Raw genomic sequence first — 16,570 nt, 5'->3', positions numbered from 1 at the left:
GAGCACTGCAGCACCCTGTGGGAGCGGGCTCGTCGCGCGATAGCCGGCAACACATTTCCCCCAGACAAACAAAAACGCCCCCGGCCTTTCGACCGGGGGCGTTTTCGTTCAGCCAGACTTAGTTAGCTTTGGCTTTCTTGGCAGCGCGGGTACGCTCGCCTTCGTCGAGGATCTTCTTGCGAAGACGGATCGACTTAGGCGTGACTTCGCACAGCTCGTCGTCCTGGATGAACTCCAGAGCCTGTTCCAGGGTGAAGCGAACCGGCGGCACCAGCGCGATGGTTTCGTCTTTACCCGAAGCACGCATGTTGTCGAGCTTCTTGCCCTTGGTTGGGTTGACACCCAGGTCGTTGTCACGGCTGTTCAGACCGATGATTTGACCGTTGTAGATGTCCTGGCCGTGTTCGATGAACAGCTTGCCACGCGCCTGCAGGGTTTCCAGCGAGTAGGTCAGTGCCTTGCCGGTTTCAACCGAAACCAGAACGCCGTTCTGACGGCCCGACATGTGACCCGACTTCATGGTGTCGTAACGATCGAAGATCGAGGTCAGGATGCCTGCACCGTTGGTCAGGGTCAGGAACTGGTTACGGAAACCGATCAGACCACGGGCTGGAATGTTGTATTCCAGACGTACACGGCCCTTGCCATCCGGCACCATATTGGTCAGGTCGCCTTTACGCAGGCCCATTTCTTCCATGACCTTGCCCTGCGAATCTTCAGGGATGTCGATGGTGACGTTCTCGAACGGCTCCTGCTTGGTACCGTCGACTTCGCGGATGATCACTTCCGGACGGCCTACCGCCATCTCGAAGCCTTCACGACGCATGGTTTCGATCAGAACCGACAGGTGCAGCTCACCACGGCCGGAAACCTTGAACTTGTCAGCCGAGTCGCCTTCTTCAACGCGCAGTGCAACGTTGTACAGCAGCTCTTTGTCCAGACGCTCTTTGATGTTACGGCTGGTGACGAACTTGCCTTCCTTACCGCAGAACGGCGAGTCGTTGACCTGGAAGGTCATCGAAACGGTTGGCTCGTCGACGGTCAGCGGCTTCATCGCTTCGACTGCGTCCGGGGAGCACAGGGTGTCGGAGATGAACAGCTCTTCGAAACCGCTGATGCAGACGATGTCGCCAGCCTGGGCTTCTTCAACGTCGATGCGGTGCAGACCGTGGTGGCCCATCAGCTTCAGGATACGGCCGTTGCGCTTCTTGCCGTCGGCGTCGATAGCGACAACCGGGGTGTTCGGCTTGACGCGACCACGGGCGATACGGCCAACGCCGATAACACCGAGGAAGCTGTTGTAGTCCAGTGCGGAGATCTGCATCTGGAACGGACCGTCACGGTCAACCGCCGGCGCCGGTACGTTGTCGATGATCGACTGGTACAGCGGGGTCATGTCTTCAGCCATGTCGGTGTGGTCCAGACCGGCAATGCCGTTCAGAGCCGAGGCGTAGACGACTTTGAAGTCCAGCTGTTCTTCGGTAGCACCGAGGTTGTCGAACAGGTCGAAGATCTGGTCCAGAACCCAGTCAGGACGCGCGCCCGGACGGTCGACCTTGTTGATCACCACGATTGGACGCAGGCCGGCTTCGAACGCCTTCTTGGTCACGAAACGGGTTTGCGGCATAGGGCCGTCTTGAGCGTCAACCAGCAGCAGCACGGAGTCGACCATCGACATTACGCGCTCTACTTCACCACCGAAGTCGGCGTGGCCCGGGGTGTCCACGATGTTGATGTGGTAGCCGTTCCAGTTGATGGCGGTGTTTTTCGCCAGAATGGTAATGCCGCGCTCTTTTTCCTGGTCGTTGGAGTCCATCACGCGCTCGTCGTTGAGCTCGTTGCGCTCCAGGGTGCCCGACTGACGCAGGAGTTTGTCGACGAGGGTGGTTTTACCATGGTCAACGTGGGCGATGATGGCGATGTTGCGTAGATTTTCGATCACTTGTGTATCTCGATCAGAGGATTCGGGTTGCCGCTATTTTAAGCGGCGAATATGAATGAACGGCGCTCAGACTGCCCGGCGGTCGGGAGGGCGATGGCGGATGCTTCCGCCATACAGCCCCGGCGTCTTATGCCGGACGATAAACACGCACATTGGCATGTCCCTCGCTCAGCAGGTGGTGGGCATGCAGCCGACTCATCACGCCCTTGTCGCAATACAGCAGGTACTGGCGCGCTGGGTCCAGTTCCTTGAAGCGGCTGTTGATCGCATAGAACGGCATGACTTTGACTTCGATGCCTTCCAGTTCCAGCGGTTCGTCTTCCTGGGCATCCGGGTGCCGGATGTCGATCACCACCTGCCCGGCCAGCGCCTGGTCGACTTCTTCGACCTGGATGTCCTGGCTCAACTCGTCGATCACGTGGTCGATGGAGATCAGGCGGGCGCGCTCCAGGGCGCGCTCGAGCACGGCCATGTCGAACTGCTTCTCTTCATGTTCCATGCGGTGACGCTTGGCGTGGGTGGTCGGGTTAACCGAAATCACCCCACAGTACTCAGGCATGTGCTTGGCGAAGTCGGCGGTGCCGATTTCCACGGCCTGGTCGATGATGTCCTGCTTGTGGCTGGCCAGCAGCGGGCGCAATACCAGCTTGCTGGTGGCCGAATCGATGATCGACAGGTTCGGCAGGGTCTGGCTCGATACCTGGGAAATCGCCTCGCCCGTTACCAGTGCGTCGATCTCCAGGCGGTCGGCCAGTTTCTCTGCCGCACGCAGCATCATGCGCTTGAGCGTTACGCCCATATAGCTGTTGTCGACCTTGCCGAGAATCTCGCCGACCACTTCTTCGAACGGCACACTGATGAACAGCACGCGCTGGCTGCTGCCGTATTTCTTCCACAGGTAGTGCGCGACTTCCATCACGCCCAGTTCGTGGGCACGGCCACCGAGGTTGAAGAAGCAGAAGTGGGTCATCAGGCCGCGGCGCATCATCTGGTAGGCGGCCACGGTGGAGTCGAAACCACCGGACATCAGCACCAGGGTCTGCTCCAGCGCGCCCAGCGGGTAGCCGCCGATGCCCTTGTGCTGGTTGTGGATCACGTAGAGGCGCTTGTCGCGCACTTCGATACGCACTTCCACTTCCGGCGTGCGCAGGTCGATACCGGCGGCGCCGCACTGCTGGCGCAGTTGGCTACCGACGTAACGGTCGACGTCCATCGAGGTGAAATCATGGTGGCCGCCACGCTTGCAGCGCACGGCGAAGCGCTTGCCGGCCAGCAGCGGGCCGAAGTGCGCCTTGCACTTGGCAACGATATCGTCAAAGTCGCCCAGCGGGTACTCGTCAACCTGCAGGAAGTGGGCAATGCCCGGGGTGCAGGTCAGGCGTTCGGTCATCTCGCGCAGGACTTTCTCGTCCTCGATGCGGGTCACCACTTCGAGGTTATCCCAGACACCATTCACCACGAGCGCAGGATCGAGATCCTTGAGCACGTTGCGGATGTTGCGGGCCAGTTGACGGATGAAACGCTTGCGAACCGGCCGGCTCTTGATGGTGATTTCTGGGAAGACTTTTACGATTAGTTTCATGAAAACAGCGCGCGGACGGCCAGCCGAAAAAGAGGGGGCGCGGATTATAGCGGAAATTGCTCACGGTTTGAGCAACTTTTGTACAGAAGGTTTTCAATGCCCTATATTGGTGCGATTTACTCATAAAGCGCCTCCAAAGGGTGCAATAAAAATCCGGTTTAACCGCCTGGCGCCCGAAAACGCTTGGGATTGGGGCAGAAATCCCAGTTCGGGGCACTGGCATGCAATTTGCTCCCTTGTGAGGCAGGTTGCCTTGGCCGATATTCGCGCCCGGCATCACCCAAATTCAAGGGCTGCACAGGCACGCTCTATCCCCCCGGAGGACACCATGTCGAAGTCGGTTCAACTCATCAAAGATCATGACGTTAAATGGATTGATCTGCGCTTCACTGACACCAAGGGCACCCAGCACCACGTGACCATGCCAGCCCGTGACGGCCTGGACGAAGACTTCTTTGAAACCGGCAAGATGTTCGATGGCTCCTCCATCGCTGGCTGGAAAGGCATCGAAGCGTCCGACATGATCCTGCTGCCGGACGACTCCACCGCCGTGCTCGACCCGTTCACCGAAGAGCCGACCCTGATCCTGACCTGCGACATCATCGACCCGGCCAGCATGCAGGGCTACGATCGTGACCCGCGTGCGATCGCCCGTCGCGCCGAAGAGCACCTGAAAAGCACCCTGATCGGCGACACCGTTTACGCTGGCCCAGAGCCTGAGTTCTTCATCTTCGACGAAGTGAAGTTCAAGTCCGACATCTCCGGCTCGATGTTCAAGATCTACTCCGAGCAAGCCTCGTGGATGTCCGACCAGGACGTGGAAGGCGGCAACAAGGGCCACCGTCCAGGCGTGAAGGGTGGCTACTTCCCGGTTCCGCCGTTCGACCACGACCACGAAATCCGTACTGCCATGTGCAACGCACTGGAAGAAATGGGTCAGACCGTCGAAGTTCACCACCACGAAGTGGCGACCGCCGGCCAGAACGAAATCGGCGTCAAGTTCAACACCCTGGTGAAGAAGGCCGACGAAGTACAAGCCCTGAAATACGTTGTGCACAACGTTGCCGACGCCTACGGCCGCACCGCTACCTTCATGCCTAAGCCACTGTACGGCGACAACGGCTCGGGCATGCACGTGCACATGTCGATCTGGAAAGACGGCAAGAACACCTTCGCTGGCGAAGGCTATGCCGGCCTGTCCGATACCGCCCTGTACTTCATCGGCGGCATCATCAAGCACGGTAAGGCCCTGAACGGCTTCACCAACCCGGCCACCAACTCCTACAAGCGTCTGGTCCCAGGCTTCGAAGCGCCGGTCATGCTGGCCTACTCGGCCCGTAACCGTTCCGCATCGATCCGTATTCCTTACGTGTCGAGCCCGAAAGCCCGCCGTATCGAAGCGCGCTTCCCGGACCCGGCGGCCAACCCATACCTGTGCTTCGCGGCACTGCTGATGGCTGGCCTGGACGGCATCCAGAACAAGATCCACCCAGGCGATGCCGCCGACAAGAACCTGTACGACCTGCCGCCTGAAGAGGCGAAAGAGATTCCACAGGTGTGCGGCAGCCTGAAAGAAGCCCTGGAAGAGCTGGACAAGGGCCGTGCGTTCCTGACCAAGGGCGGCGTGTTCTCCGACGACTTCATCGATGCCTACATCGAGCTGAAGAGCGAAGAAGAAATCAAGGTCCGCACCTTCGTACACCCACTGGAATACGAGCTGTACTACAGCTGCTAATGCCGTGTGAATGAAAGAGGCCTCCTTCGGGAGGCCTTTTTTTTCCCTTTCCCGAAGTGCTCTATAGTGGTGCGCAAGGCAGCGCTACCCAAAGACCAGCAGCCCATTTTGGTTCAAAAAGTATCGCACCCCGCGCAGGCCAGTCATTTTTTGGGCACACAACGCCCGTATTCAGGCGTCTCCGCTTCTTTTCGGAGCCTTGGTTTGGTTCTTGCATTTTCTTCGCACACGCAGATCAACAGAGGTCGCCACGCCCCATGACCATCAGCGATGCACTGCACCGTCTGCTCCTGGACAACCTGACCACTGCCACCATCCTGCTCAACGCCGACCTGCGCCTTGAGTACATGAACCCGGCAGCGGAAATGCTCCTGGCCATCAGTGGCCAGCGCAGCCACGGCCAATTCATCAGTGAATTGTTCACCGAGTCGGCCGAAGCCCTCAATTCACTGCGCCAGGCAGTCGACCACGCGCACCCGTTCACCAAGCGCGAAGCCCTGCTCACGGCCCTCACCGGGCAGACCCTGACCGTCGACTACGCCGTCACCCCGATCCTCAGCCAGGGCCAGACCCTGTTGCTGCTCGAAGTGCACCCGCGCGACCGCCTGCTGCGCATCACCAAGGAAGAAGCGCAGCTGTCCAAGCAGGAAACCACCAAGATGCTCGTACGCGGCCTGGCCCACGAGATCAAGAACCCGCTCGGCGGCATCCGTGGCGCCGCACAGTTGCTGGCCCGCGAGTTGCCCGAAGAGAGCCTCAAGGACTACACCAACGTCATCATCGAAGAGGCCGACCGCCTGCGGAACCTGGTCGACCGCATGCTGGGCTCGAACAAGCTGCCGTCGCTGGCGATGACCAACATCCACGAAGTGCTCGAACGCGTCTGCAGCCTGGTCGAGGCGGAAAGCCAGGGCGGCATCACCCTGGTGCGCGACTACGACCCGAGCCTGCCGGACGTGCTGATCGACCGCGAACAGATGATCCAGGCCGTGCTCAACATCGTGCGCAACGCCATGCAGGCGATCAGCGGCCAGAACGAATTGCGCCTGGGCCGCATCAGCCTGCGCAGCCGGGCCATGCGCCAGTTCACCATCGGCCATACCCGCCATCGCCTGGTGGCCAAGATCGAGATCATCGACAACGGTCCGGGCATCCCGGCCGAACTCCAGGACACCCTCTTCTATCCCATGGTCAGTGGCCGCCCGGACGGTACCGGGCTGGGCCTGGCCATTACCCAGAACATCATCAGCCAGCACCAGGGCCTGATCGAATGTGACAGCCACCCCGGCCACACCACCTTTTCGATCTTCCTGCCGCTGGAACAAGGAGCCCCGTCCTCATGAGCCGTAGTGAAACTGTCTGGATCGTCGACGACGACCGCTCCATCCGCTGGGTCCTGGAAAAAGCCTTGCAACAGGAAGGCATGACCACGCAAAGCTTCGACAGTGCCGATGGCGTCATGAGCCGGCTGGCCCGGCAGCAGCCGGACGTGATCATTTCCGATATCCGCATGCCCGGCGCCAGCGGCCTGGACCTGCTCGCGCAGATCCGCGAGCAGCACCCGCGCCTGCCGGTGATCATCATGACCGCGCATTCCGACCTGGACAGCGCCGTCGCCTCGTACCAGGGCGGGGCCTTCGAGTACCTGCCCAAGCCGTTCGACGTCGACGAAGCGGTATCGCTGGTCAAACGCGCCAATCAGCATGCCCAGGAACAGCAAGGCCTCGACGTCGTTCCAGCCCTGGCCCGCACCCCGGAAATCATCGGCGAGGCGCCGGCGATGCAGGAGGTGTTCCGCGCCATCGGTCGCCTGAGCCACTCCAATATCACCGTGCTGATCAATGGTGAATCGGGTACCGGCAAAGAGCTGGTCGCGCATGCCCTGCACCGCCACAGCCCACGCGCGGCCTCACCGTTCATCGCCCTGAACATGGCGGCGATCCCGAAAGACCTGATGGAATCGGAGTTGTTCGGCCACGAAAAAGGCGCCTTCACCGGCGCGGCCAACCTGCGCCGCGGACGGTTCGAGCAGGCCGACGGTGGCACGCTGTTTCTCGACGAGATCGGCGATATGCCGGCCGACACCCAGACCCGCCTGTTGCGGGTACTGGCCGACGGTGAGTTCTACCGGGTCGGCGGCCATGTGCCAGTAAAGGTCGATGTGCGGATCATCGCCGCCACCCACCAGAACCTGGAAACCCTGGTGCAGGCCGGCAAGTTTCGCGAAGACCTGTTCCACCGCCTGAACGTGATCCGCATTCATATCCCGCGCCTGTCCGATCGTCGCGAGGACATCCCGACCCTGGCCCGACACTTCCTCGGCCGTGCTGCGCAGGAGCTGGCCGTTGAGCCGAAGCTGCTCAAGCCGGAAACCGAAGCGTTCATGCGCAACTTGCCGTGGCCAGGCAACGTGCGTCAGCTGGAAAACACCTGCCGCTGGATCACCGTGATGGCGTCCGGGCGCGAAGTGCATATCGGCGACTTGCCGCCGGAACTGCTGAACCTGCCGCAGGATGCCGCACCGGTCACCAACTGGGAGCAGGCGCTGCGCCAGTGGGCCGATCAGGCCCTGGCGCGTGGCCAGTCGAGCCTGCTCGACAGCGCGGTGCCGAGCTTCGAGCGGATCATGATCGAAACCGCGCTCAAGCACACCGCTGGCCGCCGCCGCGATGCTGCGCTACTGCTGGGCTGGGGGCGCAACACGCTGACGCGCAAGATCAAGGAACTGGGAATGAAGGTCGCGGGTGGCGATGAGGACGGCGACGACGAGGCGTGATCTTGCCGCCCAGGGCATTGTGGCCACCCTTTAGTGCAAGCACCCTGTTGCGTGCACGGCAATAAGGCAAAAAGCCGCCCGTTCATCCGCCGAAACCCTTGTACTAAAGCCTTTGCGCCCCTAAACACAAGGTTTTCGGCCATTCCCCGGCACTGCAACAAAACTGGCACACCCCCTGCATATCATGGTTACAACCCAGTTTTGGGGACCTTGGTACAGGCAGGCCGGGGAATCCCCTCTTTTATTCTTCGTGCAGCCGCACCTGCACCCGCCAGCGCCCCTGCGCCGCGTCGCCGACCCAGTCGCCGCGCAGCGCGCGGGCTGCCACCAGCGTCACCAGCAGGCCCTTGTCGCTGTGCTGCACGCGCCAGGTAACCGGCTTCCCCGCCAACTGCAACTGCCCCTTCTGCGTTTTCCCCTCGGCATCGAACAGCAAGGCCAGGGTACCGTCGACCTGCTCGCCGTGCAGTTGCGGTGCTTCGTTGAACCACAGGTTCAAGCCCGCCTCGACCACCTCCACCTGCTCCAGCACCCGCGGCTCGGGGGCGGTCAGGCGACCGATCATCATGCCGACCAACAGCCCGAACAGGGCCAAAGAAAACAGCACGCGCGGCCATGATTTCGAACGCGGGTCCGGTTCGGGGGTAGAATGCTCACCGTCTTTATGCTCGGAGCCGTGCATGTTTCACGTCATCCTTTTTCAACCAGAAATTCCGCCGAATACCGGCAACATCATCAGGCTCTGCGCCAACAGCGGCTGCCACCTGCACCTGATCGAGCCTATCGGCTTCGAACTGGATGACAAGCGCCTGCGCCGCGCCGGCCTGGACTACCACGAGTATGCCACCCTCAAGCGCCACACCGACCTGGCCAGCTGTATGGCAAGCCTCGGCCAGCCACGCCTGTTCGCCTTCACCACCAAGGCCTCGCACCCGTACCACGAAGTCGCCTACCAACCCGGCGACGCCTTCCTGTTCGGCCCGGAAAGCCGTGGCCTGCCGGCCGAAGTGCTCGACAGCCTGCCGGCCGAACAGCGCCTGCGCCTGCCGATGCAGCCGGGCTGTCGCAGCCTGAACCTGTCGAACACCGTGGCGGTGACGGTCTACGAGGCCTGGCGCCAGCAAGGCTTTGCCTGACCCATGAAAAAAGCGCCCCGTGGGGCGCTTTTTACTGACTGACCGAGGCTTATTGCAGCGACGGCGCTTCGCCAGCTTCCTGCATGCGTTGCATTTCCTGGGCATACAGGGCGTCGAAGTTGACCGGCGACAGCATCAGCGCCGGGAACGAACCACGGGTCACCAGGCTGTCCAGCGCTTCACGGGCGTACGGGAACAGGATGTTCGGGCAGAAGGCACCCAGGGTGTGGCTCATCGAAGCCGCATCCAGGTTCTTGATCAGGAAGATACCGGCCTGCTGCACTTCAGCGATGAAGGCCACTTCTTCACCGTTCTTGACGGTTACCGACAGGGTCAGCACGACCTCGTGGAAGTCGCCTTCCAGGGACTTCTGCTTGGTGTTCAGGTCCAGTGCGACGCTCGGCTCCCACTGCTGACGGAAGATCGCCGGGCTTTTCGGCGCTTCGAACGACAGGTCGCGCACGTAGATGCGCTGCAGGGAGAACTGAGGAGCGCTTTCGTCGGCTGCCGCAGCGCCGTTGTTCTGTTGTTCAGTCATGACAGATCCTTCTTGGCAGGGTCGTGTAGAGGGGTTGGGAATCAAGCGTTGAGCAGGGCGTCCAGCTTGCCGGCACGCTCCAGGGCATACAGGTCGTCGCAACCACCGACGTGGGTGCTGCCGATCCAGATTTGCGGCACCGAGGTGCGCCCGGCCTTCTGGCTCATTTCGGCGCGCACTTGCGGCTTGCCATCGACCTTGATCTCTTCGAACGCCACACCTTTGCTGTCGAGCAGGTGCTTGGCACGCGAGCAGTAAGGGCAGTAGTCGCTGGAGTAGACGATGACGTTGGCCATATCACTTCACCAGCGGCAGGTTGTCGGCTTTCCAGCTCGACACGCCGCCAGACAGCTTGGCCGCGTTGTAGCCGTCCTTGAGCAGTTCGCGGGCGATGGTGCCGGCGTGCTGACCATTGGCGTCGACGATGATCAGGGTCTTGCTCGCCTTGTGCTTGGCCAATTCGCCAGTACGGGCAGCGAACTTGTCCTGCGGGATGTTCAGGGCGCCGACGATGTGACCGGCGGAGAAGTCCTTGGTCGAGCGAATGTCGATGACCAGGCCTTTGTCGCTGTTCACCAGTGCGGTCAGCTCGCCGGTGCTCAGGCTACGGCCGCCCTTGCGCGCTTCGGTGACGATCAGCAAAACCAGCAGAACGACGAAGATAGCAACCAGCAGATAGTGATTTGTTGCGAATTCAATCAGGTGAGCAACCATCGGAGGGTGTTCCAGGCCATTAAAAATGTTGGCCAGTATACACAGCAGCCAAGGTCGGCCAAAGCCCGCTGCGGGCGCTTATCGACAGTAGTTCTCATCTATGCGCTACTGCCCGTCGGACGGCAGCTGCCGGCGCACAAGGTAAATTCGTCAGCGATGGCCAATTTGCCCTAAAATGCGTGCCTTTATCATCTGAACAACCGTGAGTTCTATTGATGACAAACCCGCCAAAACCCTTGGTCCTGATCATCCTGGATGGTTTCGGTCACAGCGAAAGCCATGAATACAATGCCATCTATTCGGCCAACACGCCGGTCTACGATCGCCTTCGCGCTACCCAGCCGCATGGCTTGATCTCCGGCTCCGGCATGGACGTCGGCCTGCCGGACGGACAGATGGGCAACTCCGAAGTCGGCCACATGAACCTCGGCGCTGGCCGGGTGGTGTACCAGGACTTCACCCGCGTGACCAAAGCCATCAAGGACGGCGCGTTCTTCGCCAACCCGGTGCTGTGCGACGCGGTGGACAAGGCGGCGGGTGCCGGCAAGGCGGTACACATCCTCGGTCTGCTCTCCGACGGCGGCGTGCACAGCCACCAGGACCACCTGGTCGCCATGGCCGAGCTGGCCGCCCAGCGTGGCGCCGAGAAAATCTACCTGCACGCCTTCCTCGACGGCCGCGACACCCCGCCGAAAAGCGCGCAGTCGTCGATCCAGTTGCTCGACGACGCCTTCGCCAAGCTCGGCAAGGGGCGCATCGCCAGCCTGATCGGCCGCTACTTCGCGATGGACCGCGACAACCGCTGGGACCGCGTCAGCACGGCCTACAACCTGATCGTCGACAGTGTTGCCGAGTTCACCGCCGACACCGCCCAGGCCGGCCTCGAAGCAGCGTATGCCCGCGGCGAGAGCGACGAGTTCGTCAAAGCCACGCGCATCGGCGCAGCGGTCAAGGTCGAAGATGGCGATGCTGTCATCTTCATGAACTTCCGCGCCGACCGCGCCCGCGAGCTGTCGAGGGTGTTCGTCGAGCCGGCGTTCAACGAATTCCCACGGGCGCGCCTGCCGAAACTGGCCGCCTACATCGGCCTGACCCAGTACTCGGCAAAAATCCCCGCGCCAGCCGCGTTTGCCCCGGGCAGCCTGAACAACGTGCTCGGCGAGTACCTGGCGAAAAACGGCAAGACCCAGCTGCGCATTGCCGAAACCGAGAAGTACGCCCACGTCACCTTCTTCTTCTCCGGCGGCCGCGAAGAGCCGTTCGAGGGCGAAGAGCGCATCCTCATTCCGTCGCCGAAAGTCGCCACCTACGACCTGCAGCCGGAAATGAGCGCACCCGAGGTCACCGACCGTATCGTCGAAGCCATCGAGCAGCAGCGCTACGACGTTATCGTGGTCAACTACGCCAACGGCGACATGGTCGGCCACAGCGGCGTATTCGAAGCTGCGGTCAAGGCCGTCGAAGCCCTCGACCTGTGCGTCGGGCGCATCGTCGAGGCACTGGACAAGGTCGGCGGCGAAGCGCTGATCACCGCCGACCACGGCAACGTCGAGCAGATGGAAGACGCGTGCACCGGCCAGGCGCACACCGCGCACACTACCGAGCCGGTGCCGTTCATCTATGTCGGCAAGCGCAACGTGCACGTCCGCGCAGGCGGCGTGCTGGCCGACGTGGCACCGACCATGCTCAAGCTGCTCGGCCTGGAAAAACCTGCAGAAATGACCGGCACCTCGATTCTGATCGACGGCTGATCGGTGGAATCCGGCCGCAATGGTCGGATTTCCGGACAAACGCCCCAATGCAGTTGCCTTGGGGCGTTTTTTTTGCCGCCCATGGCGGGCATACTAGGCCAGTCTCCATCCTGGTTATCGCCTACCCCATGCTTCGCGCCCTGATCCTACTCGCCCTGACTTGCCTGTTCGCCCCGGCCTTCGCCGACGAACGCGCGCAAACACAGCAACAACTGGACGCCACGCGCCAGGACATTGCCGAGCTGAAGAAGCTGCTGGGCCAGTTGCAGCAGGAAAAATCCGGCGCGCAGAAAGAACTGCGCACGACAGAAACCGACATCGGCAAGCTGGAGAAGCAGGTGGAGGCCCTGCGACAGGAACTAAAAAAGAGCGAGGGCGAGCTGGAGCGCCTTGATCACGAGAAAAAAAAACTCCAGAGCGCCCGCGTTGAACAACAACGGTTGATTGCCATCCAGGCCCGCTCGGCTTACCAGAACAACGGTCGCGAGGAATACCTCAAGCTGCTGCTCAACCAGCAGAACCCGGAAAAATTCGCCCGCACCCTGACCTACTACGACTACCTCAGCCAGGCCCGCCTGGCTCAACTGCGCCAGTTCAACGACACCCTGCGCCAACTGGCCAATGTCGAACAGGACATCGCCAACCAGCAGTCCGAACTGCTGGCCCAGCAGAACGACCTCGACACCCAGCGCCAGGCCCTGGAAAAAATCCGCGCCGAGCGCCAGGAGGTACTCGCCAAGCTCAGCAGCGACCTCAAGGCACGCGACCAGAAGCTGGCCGCCCGCGAACAGGACCAGGCCGACCTTACCCGCGTGCTGAAAACCATCGAGGAAACCCTCGCCCGCCAGGCCCGCGAAGCCGAGGAAGCCCGGCAGAAAGCCCTGCTGGCCGCGCAGGAAGCAGAAAAACAGCGCCAGCGCGAAGCCCTCGCTGCGCGCAACAGCGCCAGCGAAGAGGACGCCCCGAAAAAGCCCAAGGCACTGCCCGGCGCGCTGGTTTCCAGCGACGGCGCCACTTACGGCGGGGCTTTTTCTGCGGCCCGGGGAAAACTTCCATGGCCGGTCAATGGTCGACTGCTGGCGCGCTTCGGCGAAACCCGTGGCGACGATGCCCGGGCCAAATGGGACGGGGTGATGATCAGTGCCTCGGCCGGCAGCCAGGTGCACGCCGTGCACGGCGGGCGGGTGGTCTTCGCCGACTGGTTGCGCGGCGCGGGACTTCTGGTCATTCTCGACCACGGTAACGGTTACCTGAGCCTATACGGGCATAACCAGACCCTGCTCAAGAGTGCCGGCGACATCGTCAAGCCCGGCGAGGCGATCTCCACCGTTGGCAACAGCGGCGGCCAGGACACCTCGGCGCTGTACTTCGCCATTCGCCAGCAGGGCCGCCCGAGCGATCCGTCGCAATGGTGCCGTGCACAAGGATAGGCATTACCCCCTTATTTCACGTACCCGCCTAGTTGTGCCGGGTACGATGCTCCACACGGGGCAAAACCAGGATCAGGAGTTCGTTCGACATGCTGCATTCGCCTCGCCTTACCTCGCTGGCCCTGACCATTGCCCTGGTCACCGGTGCGACCCTGGCCCACGCGGCCGAGCCGACCCCAGCGGCGGTGGCACCGACCACGGTAACCGCCAAGGCGCCGCTGCCGCTCGATGAGCTGCGCACCTTTGCCGAGGTCATGGACCGTATCAAGGCCGCCTATGTCGAGCCGGTCGACGACAAGACCCTGCTGGAAAACGCCATCAAGGGCATGCTCAGCAACCTTGACCCACACTCCGCCTACCTGGGCCCGGAAGACTTCAAGGAGCTGCAGGAAAGCACCAGCGGCGAATTCGGCGGCCTGGGCATCGAAGTGGGCATGGAAGACGGCTTCGTCAAAGTGGTCTCGCCGATCGACGACACCCCGGCCTCGCGTGCCGGCATCGAAGCCGGCGACCTGATCGTGAAGATCGACGGTGCGCCGACCCGTGGCCAGACCATGACCGAAGCCGTCGACAAGATGCGCGGCAAGATCGGCCAGAAAATCACCCTGACCCTGGTCCGCGACGGCGGCACGCCGTTCGACGTGACCCTGGCGCGCGCGGTGATTCAGGTGAAGAGCGTCAAGGCGCAGATGCTCGAAGACGGCTACGGCTATATCCGCATCACCCAGTTCCAGGTAAAAACCGGCGACGAAGTCGGCAAGGCCCTGGCCAAGCTGCGCAAGGACAACGGCAAGAAGCTGCGTGGCCTGGTGCTCGACCTGCGCAACAACCCCGGCGGCGTGCTGCAATCGGCCGTGGAAGTGGCCGATCACTTCCTGACCAGGGGCCTGATCGTCTACACCAAGGGCCGTATCGCCAACTCCGAACTGCGCTTCAGCGCCGACGCCGCCGACGCCAGCGAAGGCGTGCCGCTGGTGGTGCTGATCAACGGGGGCAGCGCCTCGGCTTCGGAAATTGTCGCCGGCGCCCTGCAAGACCAGAAGCGCGGCGTACTGATGGGCACCGACAGCTTCGGCAAGGGCTCGGTACAGACCGTGCTGCCGCTGAACAACGACCGCGCGCTGAAGATCACCACCGCCCTGTACTTCACCCCGAACGGCCGCTCGATCCAGGCCCAGGGCATCGTCCCGGACATCGAGGTGCGCCAGGCCAAGATCACCAGCGAGCAGGATGCCGAGAACTTCAAGGAAGCCGACTTGCAGGGTCACCTGGGCAACGGCAACGGCGGCGCCGACCGGCCGACCGCCAAGGGCGCCAGCAAGAAGACCCGGCCGCAGGACGACGACTTCCAGCTGAGCCAGGCGCTGAGCCTGCTCAAAGGCCTGAGCATCACCCGCGACAAGTGATGCGCCGTCTGCTGCTTGCCCTGCTCTGCCTGTTGGCCGGCGCTGCTCCTGCGGCGCCGGTCGGCAAAGCCTACCTGACCCTGATTATCGACGACCTCGGCCAGAACCCGGCGCGCGATGCCCGCACGCTGGCGCTGCCCGGCCCGGTCACCTTGGCGATAATGCCCGACACCCCGCACGCCACTGACTTCGCCCGGCAAGCCCATCGCGCCGGCAAAACGGTGATCCTGCACATGCCGATGGACCCGGCCACCGGCCCCTATGCCTGGCACCCCGGCACACCGCTGCCGGAGCTGGAACGCCGGCTCGACGCGGCGCTGGCCAAAGTGCCATTCGCCAGCGGGCTCAACAACCACATGGGCAGCCGCATGACTGCCGAGCCGCAGGCGATGGCCTGGCTGATGGCCGCGCTGCAGCGCCATCACCTGTTCTTTGTCGACAGCCGCACCAGCGCCGCCACCGTGGCCGCCGCCAAGGCGCAGGCGCAGGGGCTGGCGAGCCTGTCGCGGGATGTGTTCCTGGATGACGTGCGCACCCCCGAGGCGATTGCCGGGCAGTTGCAACTGGCGATCGAACTGGCACGCAAACAGGGTTCGGCAGTGCTGATCGGGCACCCTTATCCACAGACTCTCGAGGTACTCGAACGCGAGCTGCCCCGGCTCAAGGCCCAAGGTATCGAGTGGATCGAGATTCACCAGATGATCGCCGAACGCAGCAACCGGGCGATGCCCGGCCACGGCAAGCACGGGACTTACAGGTAGCGGGCGAATGTTGCGTCGACGAAGCCGTCGCTGCGCATCTGCTCCAAGGCGTCCTGCAGCGCCTTGACCACCGCATCGGGCACTTGCTTGTTCAGTGCCAGGAACAGCTCGGCGCCGTGGAAGCGCAATACCGTGCGCAGCTCGCCGATGCCCACCTGCCGCGCCAGATAGCGCCCGGCCGGGTCACCGGTGGCCCACAGGTCGATCTCGCCGTTGACCAGCTTGCGCGCGTTGTCCTGGTCGCGCAGCACCAGCGCCGGGCGCAAGCCCTGCTTGCTCAGGTGCTGGGCGATGGCGTCGCCTTTGTAGGCGCCGATCTTCAAGCCACGGGCGTCGTTCAGGCTGTCCAGGGTGAGCTTGCTGTCCTTGCGCGCGAGCAGAATCCAGTCGTCCGGGCCAATCGGGCCGACCCATTTGAACAGGGTTTCGCGGTCGGGCTGGCGAGCGGTGACGAACAGGCCATAGCCAGGGGTTTCCAGCGCCTGCTTGTAGATGCGTTCCCAGGGGAAGCGCAGGGTCATGCTGTAGGGGATCTGCGCGCGCCTGAACATCTCGCGGACGATCTCGGCGGCGATGCCCTGGATGTTGTCTTCGCGGGCAAAGCTCTTGCCATCAGCCGACATGTTGTAGGGCGGGAAATTCTCGGTGAGCAACACCAGCGGTTCGGCAGCACGGGCGGTGCCGGCGAGGACCAGGGCGCTGAAGAGTACGACAAGCAAGCGACTTATCATGGGTAGGACTCCTTGTCGGCGGTGAATCTATCGCGGGACCAGCCCGCTCCCACACATTCTGTGGGAGC

At 62.5% G+C, this 16,570-nt stretch carries 15 protein-coding genes; 8 read left to right on the top strand and 7 right to left on the bottom strand.

Annotated features, from left to right (window positions below; translation table 11 throughout):
* Window positions 1–118: 118 nt before the first annotated feature.
* Together typA and thiI are read right to left on the bottom strand one after the other, a co-directional pair.
* Entirely contained in the window at window positions 119–1,942 is a 1,824-nt protein-coding gene (gene typA, locus DCO48_RS14510; RefSeq protein WP_116551306.1) for a translational GTPase TypA, read from the bottom strand.
* A gap of 127 nt (window positions 1,943–2,069) precedes the next feature.
* A complete protein-coding gene (gene thiI, locus DCO48_RS14505) occupies window positions 2,070–3,524 on the bottom strand; it encodes a tRNA uracil 4-sulfurtransferase ThiI (protein WP_116551305.1) in 1,455 nt (484 codons plus the stop codon).
* 328 nt (window positions 3,525–3,852) lie between these two features.
* Between thiI and glnA the strand changes: the two genes are divergently transcribed.
* The 3 genes from glnA to ntrC all read left to right on the top strand — a co-directional run bounded on the left by glnA (window position 3,853) and on the right by ntrC (window position 8,035).
* Window positions 3,853–5,259 carry a type I glutamate--ammonia ligase gene (glnA, locus tag DCO48_RS14500; RefSeq protein WP_116551304.1) on the top strand — a complete coding sequence of 469 codons (1,407 nt, stop codon included), beginning with the start codon at window positions 3,853–3,855 and terminating at the stop codon, window positions 5,257–5,259.
* A gap of 257 nt (window positions 5,260–5,516) precedes the next feature.
* Complete coding sequence (gene glnL, locus DCO48_RS14495) at window positions 5,517–6,602, top strand: nitrogen regulation protein NR(II) (protein WP_116551303.1); 1,086 nt, start codon at window positions 5,517–5,519, stop codon at window positions 6,600–6,602.
* A complete protein-coding gene (ntrC, locus tag DCO48_RS14490; RefSeq protein WP_116551302.1) occupies window positions 6,599–8,035 on the top strand; it encodes a nitrogen regulation protein NR(I) in 1,437 nt (478 codons plus the stop codon). Before glnL ends, ntrC begins: the two co-directional genes overlap by 4 nt.
* Before the next feature lie 241 nt (window positions 8,036–8,276).
* On the opposite strand, the gene DCO48_RS14485 is transcribed toward ntrC, so the two are convergent.
* Window positions 8,277–8,717 (bottom strand): hypothetical protein, encoded by a 441-nt coding sequence (locus DCO48_RS14485; RefSeq protein WP_116551301.1) that lies wholly within the window; start codon window positions 8,715–8,717, stop codon window positions 8,277–8,279.
* Here DCO48_RS14485 and DCO48_RS14480 point away from each other — a divergent pair.
* Window positions 8,716–9,171 (top strand): tRNA (cytidine(34)-2'-O)-methyltransferase, encoded by a 456-nt coding sequence (locus DCO48_RS14480; RefSeq protein WP_116551300.1) that lies wholly within the window; start codon window positions 8,716–8,718, stop codon window positions 9,169–9,171. The two genes, DCO48_RS14485 and DCO48_RS14480, sit on opposite strands and share 2 nt — an antisense overlap.
* A gap of 49 nt (window positions 9,172–9,220) precedes the next feature.
* Here DCO48_RS14480 and secB read toward each other — a convergent pair whose 3' ends face one another.
* From secB to DCO48_RS14465, 3 genes are read right to left on the bottom strand one after another with little or no spacing between them, the layout of a single operon-like run.
* Complete coding sequence (gene secB, locus DCO48_RS14475; protein ID WP_116551299.1) at window positions 9,221–9,709, bottom strand: protein-export chaperone SecB; 489 nt, start codon at window positions 9,707–9,709, stop codon at window positions 9,221–9,223.
* Between the two features lie 41 nt (window positions 9,710–9,750).
* Window positions 9,751–10,005 carry a glutaredoxin 3 gene (grxC, locus tag DCO48_RS14470; protein WP_116551298.1) on the bottom strand — a complete coding sequence of 85 codons (255 nt, stop codon included), beginning with the start codon at window positions 10,003–10,005 and terminating at the stop codon, window positions 9,751–9,753.
* A 1-nt stretch (window position 10,006) separates the two neighbouring features.
* Window positions 10,007–10,423, bottom strand: a complete 417-nt coding sequence (locus tag DCO48_RS14465; RefSeq protein WP_116551297.1) for a rhodanese-like domain-containing protein — start codon at window positions 10,421–10,423, stop codon at window positions 10,007–10,009.
* A 215-nt stretch (window positions 10,424–10,638) separates the two neighbouring features.
* On the opposite strand from DCO48_RS14465, the gene gpmI reads away from it, so the two are divergent.
* The 4 genes from gpmI (at window position 10,639) to DCO48_RS14445 (ending at window position 15,771) form a co-directional block, all read left to right on the top strand.
* On the top strand, window positions 10,639–12,174 hold the full coding sequence (gpmI, locus tag DCO48_RS14460) for a 2,3-bisphosphoglycerate-independent phosphoglycerate mutase (protein ID WP_116551296.1): 1,536 nt from the start codon (window positions 10,639–10,641) through the stop codon (window positions 12,172–12,174).
* Between the two features lie 128 nt (window positions 12,175–12,302).
* The gene (locus DCO48_RS14455) at window positions 12,303–13,604 is read left to right on the top strand and encodes a murein hydrolase activator EnvC (protein ID WP_218276128.1); all 1,302 of its coding nucleotides are present in this window, start codon (window positions 12,303–12,305) and stop codon (window positions 13,602–13,604) included.
* 89 nt (window positions 13,605–13,693) lie between these two features.
* Complete coding sequence (locus DCO48_RS14450; RefSeq protein WP_116551294.1) at window positions 13,694–15,010, top strand: S41 family peptidase; 1,317 nt, start codon at window positions 13,694–13,696, stop codon at window positions 15,008–15,010.
* A complete protein-coding gene (locus DCO48_RS14445; protein WP_116551293.1) occupies window positions 15,010–15,771 on the top strand; it encodes a divergent polysaccharide deacetylase family protein in 762 nt (253 codons plus the stop codon). The genes DCO48_RS14450 and DCO48_RS14445 overlap by 1 nt, the downstream gene beginning before the upstream one ends.
* Here DCO48_RS14445 and DCO48_RS14440 read toward each other — a convergent pair.
* On the bottom strand, window positions 15,762–16,502 hold the full coding sequence (locus DCO48_RS14440; RefSeq protein ID WP_116551292.1) for an ABC transporter substrate-binding protein: 741 nt from the start codon (window positions 16,500–16,502) through the stop codon (window positions 15,762–15,764). The genes DCO48_RS14445 and DCO48_RS14440 overlap by 10 nt on opposite strands.
* Window positions 16,503–16,570: the final 68 nt, after the last annotated feature.

The organism is Pseudomonas sp. SDI (assembly GCF_003105155.1).
Taxonomy (GTDB): domain Bacteria; phylum Pseudomonadota; class Gammaproteobacteria; order Pseudomonadales; family Pseudomonadaceae; genus Aquipseudomonas.
Note: the sequence above shows the minus strand (reverse complement) of the source record. Positions and strands in the feature narration are given on the sequence as shown.

Excerpts from the sequence above, each read along its gene's own strand:
- thiI (WP_116551305.1), bottom strand. The coding sequence starts at position 3,524 with ATGAAACTAATCGTAAAAGTCTTCCCAGAAATCACCATCAAGAGCCGG.
- glnA (WP_116551304.1), top strand. The coding sequence starts at position 3,853 with ATGTCGAAGTCGGTTCAACTCATCAAAGATCATGACGTTAAATGGATT.
- glnL (WP_116551303.1), top strand. The coding sequence starts at position 5,517 with ATGACCATCAGCGATGCACTGCACCGTCTGCTCCTGGACAACCTGACC.
- ntrC (WP_116551302.1), top strand. The coding sequence starts at position 6,599 with ATGAGCCGTAGTGAAACTGTCTGGATCGTCGACGACGACCGCTCCATC.
- DCO48_RS14480 (WP_116551300.1), top strand. The coding sequence starts at position 8,716 with ATGTTTCACGTCATCCTTTTTCAACCAGAAATTCCGCCGAATACCGGC.
- DCO48_RS14485 (WP_116551301.1), bottom strand. The coding sequence starts at position 8,717 with ATGCACGGCTCCGAGCATAAAGACGGTGAGCATTCTACCCCCGAACCG.
- secB (WP_116551299.1), bottom strand. The coding sequence starts at position 9,709 with ATGACTGAACAACAGAACAACGGCGCTGCGGCAGCCGACGAAAGCGCT.
- grxC (WP_116551298.1), bottom strand. The coding sequence starts at position 10,005 with ATGGCCAACGTCATCGTCTACTCCAGCGACTACTGCCCTTACTGCTCG.
- DCO48_RS14465 (WP_116551297.1), bottom strand. The coding sequence starts at position 10,423 with ATGGTTGCTCACCTGATTGAATTCGCAACAAATCACTATCTGCTGGTT.
- gpmI (WP_116551296.1), top strand. The coding sequence starts at position 10,639 with ATGACAAACCCGCCAAAACCCTTGGTCCTGATCATCCTGGATGGTTTC.
- DCO48_RS14455 (WP_218276128.1), top strand. The coding sequence starts at position 12,303 with ATGCTTCGCGCCCTGATCCTACTCGCCCTGACTTGCCTGTTCGCCCCG.
- DCO48_RS14450 (WP_116551294.1), top strand. The coding sequence starts at position 13,694 with ATGCTGCATTCGCCTCGCCTTACCTCGCTGGCCCTGACCATTGCCCTG.
- DCO48_RS14445 (WP_116551293.1), top strand. The coding sequence starts at position 15,010 with ATGCGCCGTCTGCTGCTTGCCCTGCTCTGCCTGTTGGCCGGCGCTGCT.
- DCO48_RS14440 (WP_116551292.1), bottom strand. The coding sequence starts at position 16,502 with ATGATAAGTCGCTTGCTTGTCGTACTCTTCAGCGCCCTGGTCCTCGCC.